The organism is Bradyrhizobium sp. JYMT SZCCT0428 (assembly GCF_018131075.1).
In the GTDB taxonomy this organism is placed as follows: Bacteria; Pseudomonadota; Alphaproteobacteria; order Rhizobiales; family Xanthobacteraceae; genus Bradyrhizobium.
In genome coordinates this window covers 150,126-163,423 of sequence record NZ_JAFCLS010000005.1, presented here as the reverse complement: position 1 = coordinate 163,423, position 13,298 = coordinate 150,126, and the positions used below count along the sequence as shown (strand labels likewise).

Annotated in this window: 13 protein-coding genes; 6 read left to right on the top strand and 7 right to left on the bottom strand. The window is 63.2% G+C overall.

Annotated elements, in window-relative coordinates:
* The first annotated feature begins 17 nt into the window (after positions 1 to 17).
* The 6 genes from JQ575_RS07080 to JQ575_RS07055 are packed head-to-tail and all read left to right on the top strand — an operon-like array spanning position 18 to position 4,991.
* On the top strand, positions 18 to 1,253 hold the full coding sequence (locus JQ575_RS07080) for an ABC transporter substrate-binding protein (RefSeq protein ID WP_212032508.1): 1,236 nt from the start codon (positions 18 to 20) through the stop codon (positions 1,251 to 1,253).
* Between the two features lie 19 nt (positions 1,254 to 1,272).
* Positions 1,273 to 1,653: a carboxymuconolactone decarboxylase family protein gene (locus JQ575_RS07075; protein ID WP_212032507.1), complete on the top strand. Its 381-nt coding sequence runs from the start codon at positions 1,273 to 1,275 to the stop codon at positions 1,651 to 1,653.
* A gap of 15 nt (positions 1,654 to 1,668) precedes the next feature.
* A complete protein-coding gene (locus JQ575_RS07070; protein WP_249166484.1) occupies positions 1,669 to 2,442 on the top strand; it encodes a 3-hydroxybutyrate dehydrogenase in 774 nt (257 codons plus the stop codon).
* Positions 2,443 to 2,475: 33 nt separating this feature from the next.
* On the top strand, positions 2,476 to 3,216 hold the full coding sequence (locus JQ575_RS07065) for an SDR family oxidoreductase (protein ID WP_212032506.1): 741 nt from the start codon (positions 2,476 to 2,478) through the stop codon (positions 3,214 to 3,216).
* Between the two features lie 28 nt (positions 3,217 to 3,244).
* Entirely contained in the window at positions 3,245 to 3,961 is a 717-nt protein-coding gene (locus JQ575_RS07060; protein WP_212032505.1) for a GntR family transcriptional regulator, read from the top strand.
* 58 nt (positions 3,962 to 4,019) lie between these two features.
* The gene (locus JQ575_RS07055; protein ID WP_212032504.1) at positions 4,020 to 4,991 is read left to right on the top strand and encodes a tripartite tricarboxylate transporter substrate-binding protein; all 972 of its coding nucleotides are present in this window, start codon (positions 4,020 to 4,022) and stop codon (positions 4,989 to 4,991) included.
* Between the two features lie 820 nt (positions 4,992 to 5,811).
* On the opposite strand, the gene JQ575_RS07050 is transcribed toward JQ575_RS07055, so the two are convergent.
* Genes JQ575_RS07050 through JQ575_RS07020 form a run of 7 tightly spaced genes read right to left on the bottom strand, consistent with a single transcriptional unit; the run spans position 5,812 to position 13,201 of the window.
* Positions 5,812 to 6,765, bottom strand: a complete 954-nt coding sequence (locus JQ575_RS07050; protein ID WP_212032503.1) for a sugar-binding transcriptional regulator — start codon at positions 6,763 to 6,765, stop codon at positions 5,812 to 5,814.
* Positions 6,762 to 7,568, bottom strand: coding sequence for an inositol monophosphatase (locus tag JQ575_RS07045; RefSeq protein WP_212032502.1), 807 nt, complete (start codon positions 7,566 to 7,568; stop codon positions 6,762 to 6,764). The genes JQ575_RS07050 and JQ575_RS07045 overlap by 4 nt, the downstream gene beginning before the upstream one ends.
* Positions 7,568 to 9,109: an alkaline phosphatase gene (locus JQ575_RS07040; protein ID WP_212032501.1), complete on the bottom strand. Its 1,542-nt coding sequence runs from the start codon at positions 9,107 to 9,109 to the stop codon at positions 7,568 to 7,570. Before JQ575_RS07040 ends, JQ575_RS07045 begins: the two co-directional genes overlap by 1 nt.
* A complete protein-coding gene (locus JQ575_RS07035) occupies positions 9,106 to 9,867 on the bottom strand; it encodes a glycerophosphodiester phosphodiesterase family protein (protein WP_212032500.1) in 762 nt (253 codons plus the stop codon). The genes JQ575_RS07040 and JQ575_RS07035 overlap by 4 nt, the downstream gene beginning before the upstream one ends.
* Positions 9,868 to 9,877: 10 nt before the next feature.
* Positions 9,878 to 10,798 carry an ABC transporter permease subunit gene (locus JQ575_RS07030; protein WP_212032499.1) on the bottom strand — a complete coding sequence of 307 codons (921 nt, stop codon included), beginning with the start codon at positions 10,796 to 10,798 and terminating at the stop codon, positions 9,878 to 9,880.
* A 4-nt stretch (positions 10,799 to 10,802) separates the two neighbouring features.
* Complete coding sequence (locus JQ575_RS07025) at positions 10,803 to 11,876, bottom strand: ABC transporter permease subunit (RefSeq protein ID WP_212032498.1); 1,074 nt, start codon at positions 11,874 to 11,876, stop codon at positions 10,803 to 10,805.
* Positions 11,873 to 13,201, bottom strand: a complete 1,329-nt coding sequence (locus JQ575_RS07020; protein WP_212032614.1) for an extracellular solute-binding protein — start codon at positions 13,199 to 13,201, stop codon at positions 11,873 to 11,875. The genes JQ575_RS07025 and JQ575_RS07020 overlap by 4 nt, the downstream gene beginning before the upstream one ends.
* Positions 13,202 to 13,298: the final 97 nt, after the last annotated feature.

Below are 13,298 nucleotides of genomic sequence, written 5' to 3'. Positions count from 1 at the left end.
TTCAGGGAGGAATAGTCATGACAAAAATTGCACAGACCGCATTAACGCGGCGCAGCCTGCTTGCCGGCGCATCCGCCGGCCTGATCTCGACCCGCGTGTGGGCACAGCAAGCGTCCGAAGTGAAAGTCGGATTGCTGGTGCCGATTTCGGGCCTCTATGCACGCCCGGGAGCCGTGATGCGCCACGGCGCCGAGATGGGGGTGGAGCACATCAATGCGCAGGGCGGCATCAAGTCGCTCGGCGGCGCCAAGCTCAAGCTGGTCGTGCTCGATTCCGGCGATACCACTGAGAAGGCCAAGAACGCCGCGCAGCGGATGGTCGCACAGGAAACCGACATGGTGGCTGCGAGCGGAGCCTATTTAAGTTCATTCACGCTTGCGGTCACGGAGGTCACGGAGCGGGCCAATCTGCCGGTTCTCACCCTCTCCTACTCCGACCTGATCACCGATCGCGGCTTCAAATATGTGTTCCAGACTTCGGCAACGGCGGGATCGCAGGCGAGACAGGCTTTGCCGCAGATCGTGAAGCTGGCGGAAACTGCTTCCGGCAAGAAACCGAAAACGGTCGCGATCATCACCGACAATACCGCGGCGTCGGTATCCTCCGCAAAAGCGATGCGCGACGGCCTGCTCGCCGAGAACGGCCTGCAGCTGATCGTGGATGAAACCTTCACGCCGCCGCTCGCCGACGCCACCCCGCTGGTTCAGAAAATCCGGTCGGCCAAACCTGATCTTCTGTTCTTCCTGCCGACGGTGATTTCAGACGCAAAACTGCTGCTCGAGAAGATGAACGAGTTCGGCCTCGGACAAGGCAAGATTCCAACCATCTCGTTCGGCATCGCGATCGCCGAACCCGACATGCTGCAGACCGTAAGTCCGGAATTGCTGCAGGGCCTGCTCACCTGTGTCGCCAGCTGGGGCGCCAAGGGTCACGAGGCCCTGATCGCCGAGTTGAAGACGAAGTACAAGGAACCATGGATGACGCAGAACGCGATCTCCACCTATGGCGACATGTGGGTGATCAAGGACGCACTCGAGAAAGCCCGCAAGGCAGACCGCGTGGCGGTCGCCGACGCGCTGCGCACCATGGATGCCGGTCCTTCGAAATATTACCCGCTCGGCGAAATCAAGTTCGACGAAAAGGGCCGCCGCGTCGGTGCCGGGATGACCATCGTGCAGTGGCAATCCGGCGTACCGGTCACGGTATTCCCGCCGCAACTGGCGCTGTCTCAGCCGTTCTGGCCGAAAAACTAGCAGAGGATTGGATACCGACATGGACAAGGCAACCTACGATCGAGGCCTCCAGATCCGAAAGAACGTTCTGGGGAACGAGTTCGTCGACAAGGCGATCGCATCGGCCGATGACTTCAACCGACCGATGCAGGACCTCACGACGGAATACTGCTGGGGCTATGTCTGGGGCCGCGACGGCCTCACGCACAAGACCCGCAGCTTCCTCAACCTTGCGATGCTGTGCGCGCTCAATCGGCCGCAAGAACTCAAAACCCACGTGCGCGGCGCCCTGACCAACGGCGCCACGCGCGAGGAGATACGCGAGGTGTTCATGCAGGTCGCGATCTATTGCGGCGTGCCGGCCGGCGTGGACGCTTTCCGTAACGCCAAGGAAGTGTTTGCCGAACTGGACAAGAAGTAACCGGGGCTTGCGACGATGTTGAAGGGCAAATGGGCTCTCGTGACCGGGGCGACGGCGGGCTTGGGCCTCGCCGTGGCCGAAAGCCTGGCCGGCGCTGGAGCCAATATTGTCCTGCACGATCTGACCGAACCGGCGCAGACGCGGGATCGTCTGCGCGCGCAATTCGGCGTCGAGGTAATCAGCATCGCAGCCGACCTCGCACAGCGCACCGCCATAGAAATTGCCATGGCCAGCCTGCTCGGCCGCATCGGCGCGGTCGATATCCTGGTGAACAATGCGGTGGTACGGCATTTTTCACCGGTCGAAAACTTCCCGCCGGAACGATGGGACGAAGCGCTGGCGGTCAATCTGTCGGCCCCGTTTCACCTGATCCGTCTCGCATTGCCCGGGATGAAGCAACGGAAATGGGGCCGCATCATCAACATGGCGTCGATCTATTCGACCCGTGCCGTGGCGGACCGCATCGATTACGTGACCACCAAAACGGCTATCGTCGGCATGACCCGCGCCGTCGCAATCGAAACGACCAGGAGCGGAATAACCTGCAACGCGCTCTGCCCGGGCACGCTGCCGACGCCGGCCATCCAGGGAAAAATCGCAGGGATCGCCGCCAGCGAAGGCCGCAGCATCGACGAGACCACCAGCGACTATCTGGCGAGCCGGCAGCCGACCGGGCGGTTTGTCGCCATGGAAGGCGTAGGCGCGATGGCGGTCTTCCTGTGCAGTCAGGCCGCCCAGGATATCACGGGGGCCACCCTGCCGATCGATGGAGGCTGGTCCGTCGCATGAACATCATCGGCTGTCCCACCAAGGAGATCTGCAATGGCTGAAGCATCGAGCCGAAATGCCGTGGTGACCGGAGCGGCCGGTGGCATGGGTCGTGCCATTACGAAGGCGCTGGTCGAAAGCGGACGACGGGTCGTGCTCGCCGACCGCGATCCGGCCTCGCTTCGCGAGTTCGCCGCCGAGATGGGCGATAGCACATTCCCGATCGAGCTCGATATTACCGACACCAAGGCCGTGGACCGCCTGCCCGACCTCATCCCGGATGCCTTCAAGCCGATCGACATTCTCGTCAACAATGCCGGCCACGACATCGGCGGCCGGACCCGCTTCGACGTAGGCTCAGCGGACGATTGGTCCGGGATCATCCAGACCAATCTGATCGGCCTGATGCGGGTGACCCGCAGCCTGCTGCCCGAGATGGTCAGGCGCAATTCGGGGCATATCGTCAACATCAGCTCGATCAATGCCGTACGCATCGTCCCCGACATGGCGGCCTACAGCGCCAGCAAGGCGGGCGTACACATGTTCACCGAAACGCTCCGGGGCGAGCTCGCGGAAACGGCGATCCGGGTGACCGAAATGCAGCCCGGCTTGACCCGGACCAACATCATCCTCACCCGCTATCGCGGCGACCGGGAGAAGGAAAAGGACTACTTTGAGCAGTTCAAGATGGCGCTCGATCCGGCCGATATTGCCCGGTCGGTCGTGTTTGCGCTTGACCAGCCGCCGCATGTTCAGATTGCGGAGATGATGATTCTGCCCGTAAATCGCTATTGAACCAATGCCGGTGCGAAGGCGGTAGACAATGGACAAACGCGGTGAATTGCAATCCACGCTCCGGATCGAGGACGTTCCGACCGTCCGGTCGATGGTCGCCCAGAAGCTGCGCGAGGCGATCATGTCCGGAAAGCTGAAGCCGGGCCAGCGCCTGGTCGAACGGGAGCTTTGCGAGATGACGGGCGTAAGCCGGCCGTCCATTCGCGAAGCGCTCCGGTTGCTGGAAGCCGATGGTCTGGTCAATACGGTCCCGCACCGCGGCCCGGTCGTCAGCACCATCAGTCTTGAGGAGGCAAAGCAGCTCTACGCGGCCCGCGCCGTCCTCGAAGGATTTGCCGGACGAGAATGCGCGCGCCTGCACGACCCCGCCGTCGTCCGCCGGATCGGGGACGCTCTGGCCAAGTTGAAGGCAGCGTTCGCCGACTCTGACCTGATAACGGCGCTCGAAGCCAAGACCGAGTTTTATGCGGCGCTGATCGGCGGCTGTCAGAACGCGTTCATCGAACGCATGCTCAGGCCGCTGCACGACCGGATCACGCTGCTGCGAATTACCTCGATGTCGCAGCCCAAACGCATCAACAAGAGCCTGCGCGAGGTCACCGCGATCTGGCGCGCCATCCAGAGCGGCGATCCCGATCTCGCCGAGAAATGCTGCGTCGATCACATCAACGCGGCGGCCGTGGCCGCGCTCAGCATGATCGAGCAATCATCCGCGTCGAACGAGAAGGCGACCGCGGATGAATGACCCAACGCTGTTTCGACCGAGCCGTTTCAAAGGGCCACAAGGCCGATAGGAAGTTGCCATGAGGTTTGTAAGGCGCGTTCTTCTGATGCTGTTGCTGTCGCCGGTGCTGCCGGCATTCGCACAGGAATTTCCGAGCCGGCCGATCACGCTGGTCGTTCCCTTCTCGGCCGGCGGGCCGGGCGACGTCATCGCCCGCCTGCTCGGAACGTCGATGAGCGCGACGCTGAAGCAGTCGCTCGTCATCGAGAACGTCGTCGGCGCCGGCGGCACCCTCGGCACCAATCGCGTCGCCAAAGCCTCGCCTGACGGTTACACCCTCCTGCTGATGCATGTCGGTCAGGCGACCGCGCCGGCGCTTTACGCCAAGCTGCCGTTCGACCCCGTTGGCGACTTTGCGCCGATCGGTCTCGTCACCGACGTGCCGATGATCCTGGTGGCGCGTGCGAATTTTCCGGCCAAGGACCTGAAGGAACTCGTCGCCCATGTGCGCGCCGAGGGCGACAAGGTCACCTATGGCAATGTCGGCCTCGGCTCCGCGTCCCATCTGTGCGGGCTGATGTTCATGAATGCCATCGAAGCCAAGCTCACACCGATCTACTACAAGGGTGGTGGTCCCGCGCTGAACGATATCATCGCCGGTCACATCGACGTCTATTGCGATCCGGCAACCGGACCTACGCCCTACATTCAGGCCGGCACCATCCCCGGCTACGCCATTACCAGCAAGAAACGTGTGCCGACCCTGCCGAATGTGCCGACATCGGCGGAAGCCGGGGTGCCGAAGTTCGACGTCACCACCTGGTACGGGCTGTATGCACCACGCAATACGCCGAAGCCGATCGTTGATGCGCTCGTCGACGCCCTGCAAAAGGCGCTCAAGGACCCGCCCCTGGTCAACCGCTTCGCCGAACTCAGCATGGCGCCGGTCGAGCCGGAACGCGCGACGCCCGCAGCGCTCGAAGCTCTCCTCAAGAGCGAAATCGACAGATGGGGCCGTATCATCAAGGATGCCGGCATTACGCCGCAATAAACTGGACTCGGCTCGCGGCACAGCCTTTCCGGATCTGTCCGCGCGGTTCTTGCTTCACTTTATAAGCAGATCGTCCCGCAAAATGGCGTTGGCGCTGTTGCGACCCGCCTGCGACAAAACGACCCGACGGGCAAATCACTTCTGATTTACGGAATTTCTGTCAAGCCCCGAAATAAAAAATATTTCGCTTTCGCCGTCGGGCAAATCATCTCTACGAGTTTGCGTTATCCCGTCCCACTCAGAGGGGCGTCGGCCGTCGTCACGACGAGGGGCGGGTTGCGGTGGACGTAACAGTTGCGATGGACGGTCGCGGCTGAAGCGTACGGCAAAAGCGTGTGGTCCTGGCGCCCGTAACGGCGTCAAGTCTTGCGGAGCGATCTGCGAGGCGACGGTGGCAATAGAGGCCGTCTCACCGGGGAGAGCGCGTCATAAGCCGTAAAGCCATTGCGCAGGGAATGTCGGATGTTCTCCGCTGCCCTGTATGCTCGTGTGCAGCCTACTTAGCACTAACCGCACACGGGACCGCGGGTGCAGCGCGCATCCGGCATTCCCTGCGCCCTCTATTTGCAGAGGGCGGGAAGTTACTGGCAAAGCTCGGGCGCAATGCGCCGCGAGAACGCGGCCACATATTCAGTTGTCGTCACCCACGCATGCGGGTGACCCAAGTATTCCAGAGGCGCCGATGATAGAACCGAGAAGCCGCGGCTGGATCCCCTGCCTTACACCGTTCCAGCGACGGCGCGCGCAGCTGCAGAAACTCGCGGCGCCGCGTGGTCTTGCGCGACCGGATTCAAATTCGCGACTTGTCGAACCAGATCGCTCAGCCCATCCGCCGCTTGCCGATCAGCTTGAGCGCGCCGGCGGCGGCCTTCTCATCCGTCACCAGCACCTTGCCGATCCGCCCCTGCAGCGCCGCCGCGATGACCGGTACCTTGTTGGTCCCGCCCGCGATCAGCATCACGGTCGGCGCCCGTGCCAGCTTCTCGATCGGCAAGGCGATGGCGCGCGAATTGATGCCGTGGTTGATCTGCCGGCCAGACTGCTCGAGATATTGGCCGAGCACGTCACCGACCGCGCCGGCGGCGCGCAGATCCTCGATGCCGACATCGGGCGGCAGCCCGTGCCGCACCAGGAGCGAACGCGGCGAGAGGTCGCCCATGCTGAGCAGCGCAAGATCGATCCGCTCGACGCGGTCCAACACTTCCGCATAGACCTCCTGTGCCATGAAGGTGTCGCGCGAGCGCCGGCTGCTGGCATAGATCGGGGCCGCCAGATAGCTGCACTTGGCATGCAGCCGCCGCGCCAACTCGCCTGCGATCTCGAAAGTGTTGAGTTCGAGCCCGCGCGAGAGCCCGCCCATCATCGAGACGATCCAGAGATCCGGATATTCCGCGGGTGTCACGTGGCGGATGGTTTCGCGCAAGGTCGCACCCCAGCCGATGCCGATGGTGCGTGGTTTCTTCTCTTCCAGGAATTTCGTCAGATAGGCGCCCGCCGCCATTCCGATCAGGCTTGCCACCAGTTCGGGATTTTCCGGGCTCGGGATCACCACCGCGTCGTCGAGCCCGCATTGCTGCCGCAACTGATGTTCGAGCTCGGTGCAGCTTGCGAACGCCGAGTTCAGCCGGATACTCACGATGCCGCTGTGCCGTGCCTCCGAGAGCATGCGGTTGACGCGCGCCCGCGTCAGTCCCAGCCGCTCGCCGATTTCGGCCTGGGTCAGGTTCTCCATGTAATAGAGCCAGGCGACCCGCAGGATGGTCTGGTCACTCAAAGCGCAATCTCCTCGAGCAACCGCAAAAGCTCGTCATGAACGTGACCATTTGAAGCGATCTTTTGCAAATCGTCAAACTGCGAAGCCTCGCCCGCAATCGTGGTCACGCATCCGCCCGCTGCGCGCACCAGCGGCATCGCCGCCGCGTGCGAGACGAGATCGGCTTTGATCGACACGAAGGCGTCGAGCCGGCCGGCCGCGATCCATGTCATCTCGAGCGCGCCCGAGACCACGATGCGGACGCCGCGAACCGCCGAGCCGAGCCGCTCGATGATGGCAGCGGCAGCGCGCACCTCGTCGGGTTGGTAATGCGAGGTCAGGATCACCGATACCACCGCATCGGAAAGCGACCGCGTGCTCGACACCCGCACGGGTTCGCCGTTCACGGTGGCGAGCGCGCCCTGCACGTAGCGGGCGCTGACATCGGCCAGCGGCGATTGAACCAGGCCGACCAGCGCCTCATCGCCATCATGGTAGGCCGCACTGACCGAATACCACGGCAGCCCGGAAGCGTAGTTCACGGTGCCGTCGAGCGGGTCGACGATCCAGCGCGGTCCGCTTGTGTTGCCGCTGAAGCCTCGCTCCTCCGACAGGATTGCCGCCCCTGGTGTCAGCGACCTCAATCCATCGATCACGATCCTTTCCGCGGCAAGGTCGGCGTCGGTGACGATATCACGTAGCTCCTTGCGTGCGGTCGCAAGCGGCGCGCGCTGCATCGCGACCAGCGTCGCAGCCGCCTCCGCCACCACCGGCTCGGCGCCGCGCATCAACGCCATCAAATCCGTCCTGGCGGATATCGACATCAGGCTGCCTTCACGCCGGGCGCCCCATCCTCGACCACGAAGGTCGCGAGCCGGCGCACACCGCTGTTCACGTCCTTGACGTCGTCGAGCGCCTCGAAGCCGACCGTGCACGATCGCGCATCGAGTTCGACGGTCGCATAGCCACGCTTGTCCCCCCGCGCATAGGTCAGGGCCGGATTGTCGGCGAGCGCCCTGGCCAGGCTGCTCTCGCTCGGCCCCTCGGAAGATATCGAGGTGCCGACGAATTCGGTCGCAATGGTCGCTTCATGCGGCTGCGAGTAATCGCGCTTGAGGTCGGCGGCAAAGTAAGCGTGGCGGTCGCCGCCGATCACGACCGGGTTGCGCAATTTGTGCGATACGATCGAATCGAGCAGCCGGCGGCGGGCATTGGGATAGCCGTCCCAGCCATCCATCCAGAAGCGGTTGCCGTCGTCCGCCTTGCGTTTGCTCTCGGCCATCAGAGTCTGCTGCGCCACGACGGTCCAGCGCCCGCGGCTGTCGCGCAATCGTGCGTCGAGCCACTGTTCCTGCGGCCGCCCGAGCATGGAGCGCTCCTCCTCGGTTCGTTCCGGACAGTCCGGCACCGTGGTCGGGCGCCCTCCCTTCACGCAGGCGGGCGCGTCGCGATACTGCCGGTCGTCGAGCAGCATGAAGTCCAGCATGTCGCCGAAACGATAATGCTCGTAGATGGTCGCATTCGGTCCAAGCGGGCGGGCGGATCGCGGCAACGGCATATGCTCGTAATAGGCCTGATAGGCGGCAGCGCGGACTTTCATGAACTGCTCCGGATCGCGCGTCGTGTAGGAGCGGTCATTGGCGTAATCATCCGCCACCTCATGGTCGTCCCAGATCGATAGCCACGGGAAGGCTGCGTGGGCGGCCTGCAGGTCAGCGTCGGATTTGTACAGCGCGTAGCGATTGCGGAATTCGGAAAGCGTGGTTGGAATCCCGACCCCGTGCTGGCGGACGTGGCGTGCCCCCCAGGACTTCTCGTAGATGTAATCGCCGAGATGCACGACCAGATCGAGATCGCGCGCCGCCATGTCGCGATAAGCTGCGAAATAGCCCTGCTCGTACTGTTGGCAGGAGGCAAAGGCGAAGCGGAAGCGGCTGTTGCCCGCGGCCGGCGCGGTGCGGGTACGCCCGACCGGGCTCACCGCAGCACCGGCGCGAAACCGGTACCAGTAGACGCGACCCGGCCGCAGGCCTGTTGCCTCGGCATGCACCGAATGCGCCAGTTCCGCCCTCGCCTGCACGACGCCCTTGGTGGCGATGCGCGCAAATCCTTCATCCTCGGCGACTTGCCACTCGACCTCGACCGGCGCAGGCGGCATGCCGCCCTCCTCGAGCGGTCGGGGCGCGAGCCGCGTCCACAAAATGACGCGGTCCTCGCGCGGGCAGCCGGAGGCCAGGCCGAGCGTGTATGGGTCCGCGTTGAACGCCACCGGCGCACCGCGCACGATCCCGAATGGCGCGGCCATCGCGGCACTGGCCAGTGAGCCTGCGAGGAATCGCCGGCGCGGGATCGTGATGCCGCTCATGACGGCACAGACTTGGACGTCAGTTCGCGCCTGATATTCACGGCGAGATCGGGCCGATCGGTGGTGATCTGCCGCACCGGCTGGGCGAGCCAGTGGGCGATATCCTGCGGCTCGTTCGTCACCCAGGCACCGAGCCGTTCGCGACCGAAGACTTTCAGCGCCAGCGGCAGGGTCAGCGTCAGCAGCGACTTCTCGACCGCCACGATGCAATCGGGTATCGCGGCGAGACGGTCGAACGCCGGCGAGATGCCGCCCATCATTTCCGCCGACCTGCGGTCCAGCGAGGCCAGCACCCGCGCCTGCGGCGACAGTCTCCGCAACGTTGCGATAACGTCAGGGACAAAGCAGGTGAGTACCGCGCGCTGTTCCAGCCCACGCCGCTTGACCGCCTCGATGAGCCGCCCTTCGATTCCCGGATAGGGATTGCCGAAGGCGTCGGTCTTGATTTCGATGTGAAGCTCGAGCGGTGAGTCGCGGTACACGTCGAGCACGGCATCGAGCGTCGGGATGCATTCTTCGCCGGCCTCGCGCAGACGGATGGCGGTCAATTGTTTCAGCGTCCGAACGCCGACCGGCCCGGTGTCATGCGCGGTGCGATCGAGCAGCGGATCGTGGATGACGACCAGCGAACCATCGACGCTCTGATGAATATCGAACTCGACCGCGTCAACGCCAAGTCCAAGCAGATTGCGAAAGCCGAGCAGGCTGTTCTCCGGCCAAAGGTCGCGGGCGCCGCGGTGTCCGGCGATAAAAACCATGATGGGTCCCCTATTTACTGCTGTCAACGAGCCCTTTGAGGAACCAGCGCTGCAACAGCAGAATCACCAGCGTCGGCGGCAGCATCGCGAGCAGCGCGCCGCTCATGGCGATGTTCCAGGCCGGCTCGCTGTCGGCGCGCGGGATCAGATTCTTCAGCGCGATCACGGCGGTCGCCATGTCCTTGTCGGTGGTGAACAGCAGCGGCCACAGATACTGGTTCCAGCCGAACAGGAACAGGATGATCGCGAGCGCGACGATGTTCGAGACCGACAGCGGCAGCAGGATACTCCAGAAGAATCGCAGCGGCGACGCACCATCGAGCCTTGCCGCCTCGCACAACTCATCCGGCACGGTGAGGAAGAACTGCCGGAACAGGAAGGTCGCCGTGGCGGACGCGATCAGCGGCAGGATCAGCCCCGGATAGGTGTTGACCATGTTCCATTCCAGCGCGATCGTCACATCGTGGCCACTGACCCATTTCCAGAGATCGGCGACATGCAGCAGGTCGGCGAGCCACTGCAGCGGCAACGCGGCGTTGGCCACCGCCTCGAACGTCGGCACGATCCGCACCTCGATCGGCAGCATCAGCGACATGAAGATCAGCCAGAACGCCAGCATCCGGTAACGGAAGCGGAAATAGGTGATGGCGAAGGCGGAGAGCAAGGACACCACGATCTTTCCGGCAGTGATGCCGAGTGCCACCACAATGGAATTGAGAAAGCTGCGGCTGAAGTCGGCCTTGACCCAAGCCGTCTGCAGATTGGCAAGAAACTGGTCGCCCGGCAGCCACGGCAGCGGCACCTTCTGCACCTCGGCGATCGTCAGCGAGCCCGCGACGAACGCGAAGTAGAGCGGCACGCACACCAACATCGCGCCGGCGATCAGGATCGCGTGGCAGATCATATCGAGGATGGGTGCGCGCTCCACCATGCGGTCAGACCCCGTAATTGACCTTGTGGTCGAAATAGCGGAATTGCAGCAGCGTGCATATCAGCGCGAAGGTCATCAACAGCACCGACTGCGCCGCCGAGGAGCCGAGGTCGAGGTTGATGAAACCATCGACGAAGACCTTGTAGACCAGGATGTTGGTCGCGCCGGCCGGCCCGCCATGGGTGACGGCATCGATGATCGCGAAGGTTTCGAAGAAGCCGTAGATAAAATTCATCACGGCGAGAAAGAAGATGGTCGGTCCGAGCATCGGCAGCGCGATGAGAAAGAACCGCCGTATCGGCCCGGCGCCGTCGACGGCGGCGGCTTCCATCAGCGAGACCGGCACCGCCAGCAGGCCGACCACCAGGAAGATGTAGTCGTAGCAGATGTGCTTCCATGACGCCGCCATGATCACCAGCCACAGCGCGTCGTTCGGATTGCGATTGGGATCCCAGGAAATCCCGAGCGCGTGCAACATGTGTGCGAGCGGGCCAACGACCGGGTTGAACAGGAACGCCCACAGGATGCCGGCGATCGCGGGCGCGATCGCATAGGGCAGCAGGATGAGCGTCCGGTACACCGACCGCGCGCGCACCACCCGGTCGGTGGCGAATGCCAGAACGACGGCAATCGCCAGCGTAATCACGTTCTGCGCCACCGTGAACCAGGCCGTCGTCACGAGCGATTGGCGATACTCGCCGCTCGCAAACAGCGTCTTGAAGTTGTCGAACCACACGAAATGGACGGTGGTGCCGAACGGATCGCTCAACAGGACGGACTGCGTCAGCGCCCGCAGCGACGGGATGAAGAAGAAGAACAGCAGGATCAACACCTGCGGCAGCAGCAATAGCGTCGGCAGGCCGGCGCCGCGGCCGAAATTCGCTCGCTTCAGTCCGGGTTCCCGATCAGGCTGGCCACGCTTGGGCGCCCGCGCCTTACCGGCCCGTTCCGTCGCTACACTACGCCCGGCGGCAGGTTCGCCGGGCGACTTGTGCTGCGATCTGGTCAAGCCGGAAGGTCGGTCTGCCGGCGCTTCCGGCCAGATCGGCGAAGTTGCGATCGGGCTACTTGCCTTCATTTCGCTTCGGGGGCCCACTCGGTGCCTTTTCCGGCGTTGAGCTTCTCGAACTGGCGCAGGATCTCGTTGCCGCGCTTGACGGCATCGTCCATCGCCTGCTGCGGCTGCTTCTGGCCGGTGAACACCGCTTCCACCTCGCTGCGCTGCGCCAGCATCGTCTGCACGAAATTGCCAAAGCGGAAGCCGCGCGAATTGTCGTTGGGTGTACCGCGCGAGAGTTGCAGCACCGCGATCTCGCGTGTCGGATGATCCTTATAGTAGCCGCGCTCGCGCGCCAGCGCATAGGCCTTGTTGGTCGCCGGGACATATCCGGTCACGCCATGCCACCACACTTGCGTCTCCGCCTGGGCAACGAAATCGAGGAAGGCCGCGACCGCGTCGTAACGTTCCGGCGTGTGCCCCTTCATCACCCAGATGGCGCCACCGCCAATGGTGCTGTTGAGCGGAGGATTGATATCGCTCTCGTGCGGCAGGAAGGTGGCGCTCCAGTTGATCTTGGCGTTGCGTTCGATATTGCCGTGCGACGCGGTCGAATTGACGAAGGTCGAGCAGCGTCCGGAGGTGAACAATTGTTCCGGGCTAAAGCCCTGGCCGGCGATCTGCATGACGCCATCATCGAGCCATTTTTTCAAACGCGTTACTTGCGATACTACCTTGGTCTTGTTGTAGACGAATTCGGTCCCGAGTCCGTCGAAGCCGTTGGCAAGCGTTCCGTAGGGCTGGTTGTTGATGGCGCTGTAGTTTTCCAGCAGGCTCCAGAAGAAGTCGCCCGGCAGCACCGTGCCACACTCACTGACGCCCTTGGCCTTGATGGCGTAGAGCTGTGTCTCCAGCTCCTGCCAGGTTGCAGCCGGCTTGTCGAAGCCGGCTTTCTGGAAGTGGTCCTTGTTGTACCAGAAGATCGGCGTCGAGGAGTTGAAGGGCATCGCCGACATGCGGCCCTTGTAGCTCCAGAAACTCGCCACCGGCTTGATGAAGTCGGAGAAGTCGACCTTGTAGCCCTTCTGGTCCAGAAGTTCCTGCACTGGCACCACGGCGCCCGACAGCAACATGGTCATGTAGCCACGTTCGGCGATCTGCACCATTTCCGGCGGCCGCTTGGCACGATAGGCCGCGATCACGCCATTGGTCACTTCGTCGTAATTGCCTTTGGCGACCGCCACGACGGTATATTTATCCTGCGATGTGTTGAATTTCTCGACCAGTTCGCTGAGCCGTTCGCCCAGTACGCCGCTCATGGCGTGCCACCATTGCACCTCGACACGCGCCGCCTGAGCGGGCGCGGCCAACGCCAAAACCCCGAACAAAGCCGCAATGAATGCCATCTTCTTCACGGGTGATCCTCCCTCAGCGGTCCAGTGAGCCGGCTTCAAAACCCGGCTTCGATCATTTGTATTTCTATAATGACATATGTGTCGCTTT

Excerpts from the sequence above, each read along its gene's own strand:
- JQ575_RS07080 (WP_212032508.1), top strand. The coding sequence starts at position 18 with ATGACAAAAATTGCACAGACCGCATTAACGCGGCGCAGCCTGCTTGCC.
- JQ575_RS07075 (WP_212032507.1), top strand. The coding sequence starts at position 1,273 with ATGGACAAGGCAACCTACGATCGAGGCCTCCAGATCCGAAAGAACGTT.
- JQ575_RS07070 (WP_249166484.1), top strand. The coding sequence starts at position 1,669 with ATGTTGAAGGGCAAATGGGCTCTCGTGACCGGGGCGACGGCGGGCTTG.
- JQ575_RS07065 (WP_212032506.1), top strand. The coding sequence starts at position 2,476 with ATGGCTGAAGCATCGAGCCGAAATGCCGTGGTGACCGGAGCGGCCGGT.
- JQ575_RS07060 (WP_212032505.1), top strand. The coding sequence starts at position 3,245 with ATGGACAAACGCGGTGAATTGCAATCCACGCTCCGGATCGAGGACGTT.
- JQ575_RS07055 (WP_212032504.1), top strand. The coding sequence starts at position 4,020 with ATGAGGTTTGTAAGGCGCGTTCTTCTGATGCTGTTGCTGTCGCCGGTG.
- JQ575_RS07045 (WP_212032502.1), bottom strand. The coding sequence starts at position 7,568 with ATGTCGATATCCGCCAGGACGGATTTGATGGCGTTGATGCGCGGCGCC.
- JQ575_RS07040 (WP_212032501.1), bottom strand. The coding sequence starts at position 9,109 with ATGAGCGGCATCACGATCCCGCGCCGGCGATTCCTCGCAGGCTCACTG.
- JQ575_RS07035 (WP_212032500.1), bottom strand. The coding sequence starts at position 9,867 with ATGGTTTTTATCGCCGGACACCGCGGCGCCCGCGACCTTTGGCCGGAG.
- JQ575_RS07030 (WP_212032499.1), bottom strand. The coding sequence starts at position 10,798 with ATGGTGGAGCGCGCACCCATCCTCGATATGATCTGCCACGCGATCCTG.
- JQ575_RS07025 (WP_212032498.1), bottom strand. The coding sequence starts at position 11,876 with ATGAAGGCAAGTAGCCCGATCGCAACTTCGCCGATCTGGCCGGAAGCG.
- JQ575_RS07020 (WP_212032614.1), bottom strand. The coding sequence starts at position 13,201 with ATGGCATTCATTGCGGCTTTGTTCGGGGTTTTGGCGTTGGCCGCGCCC.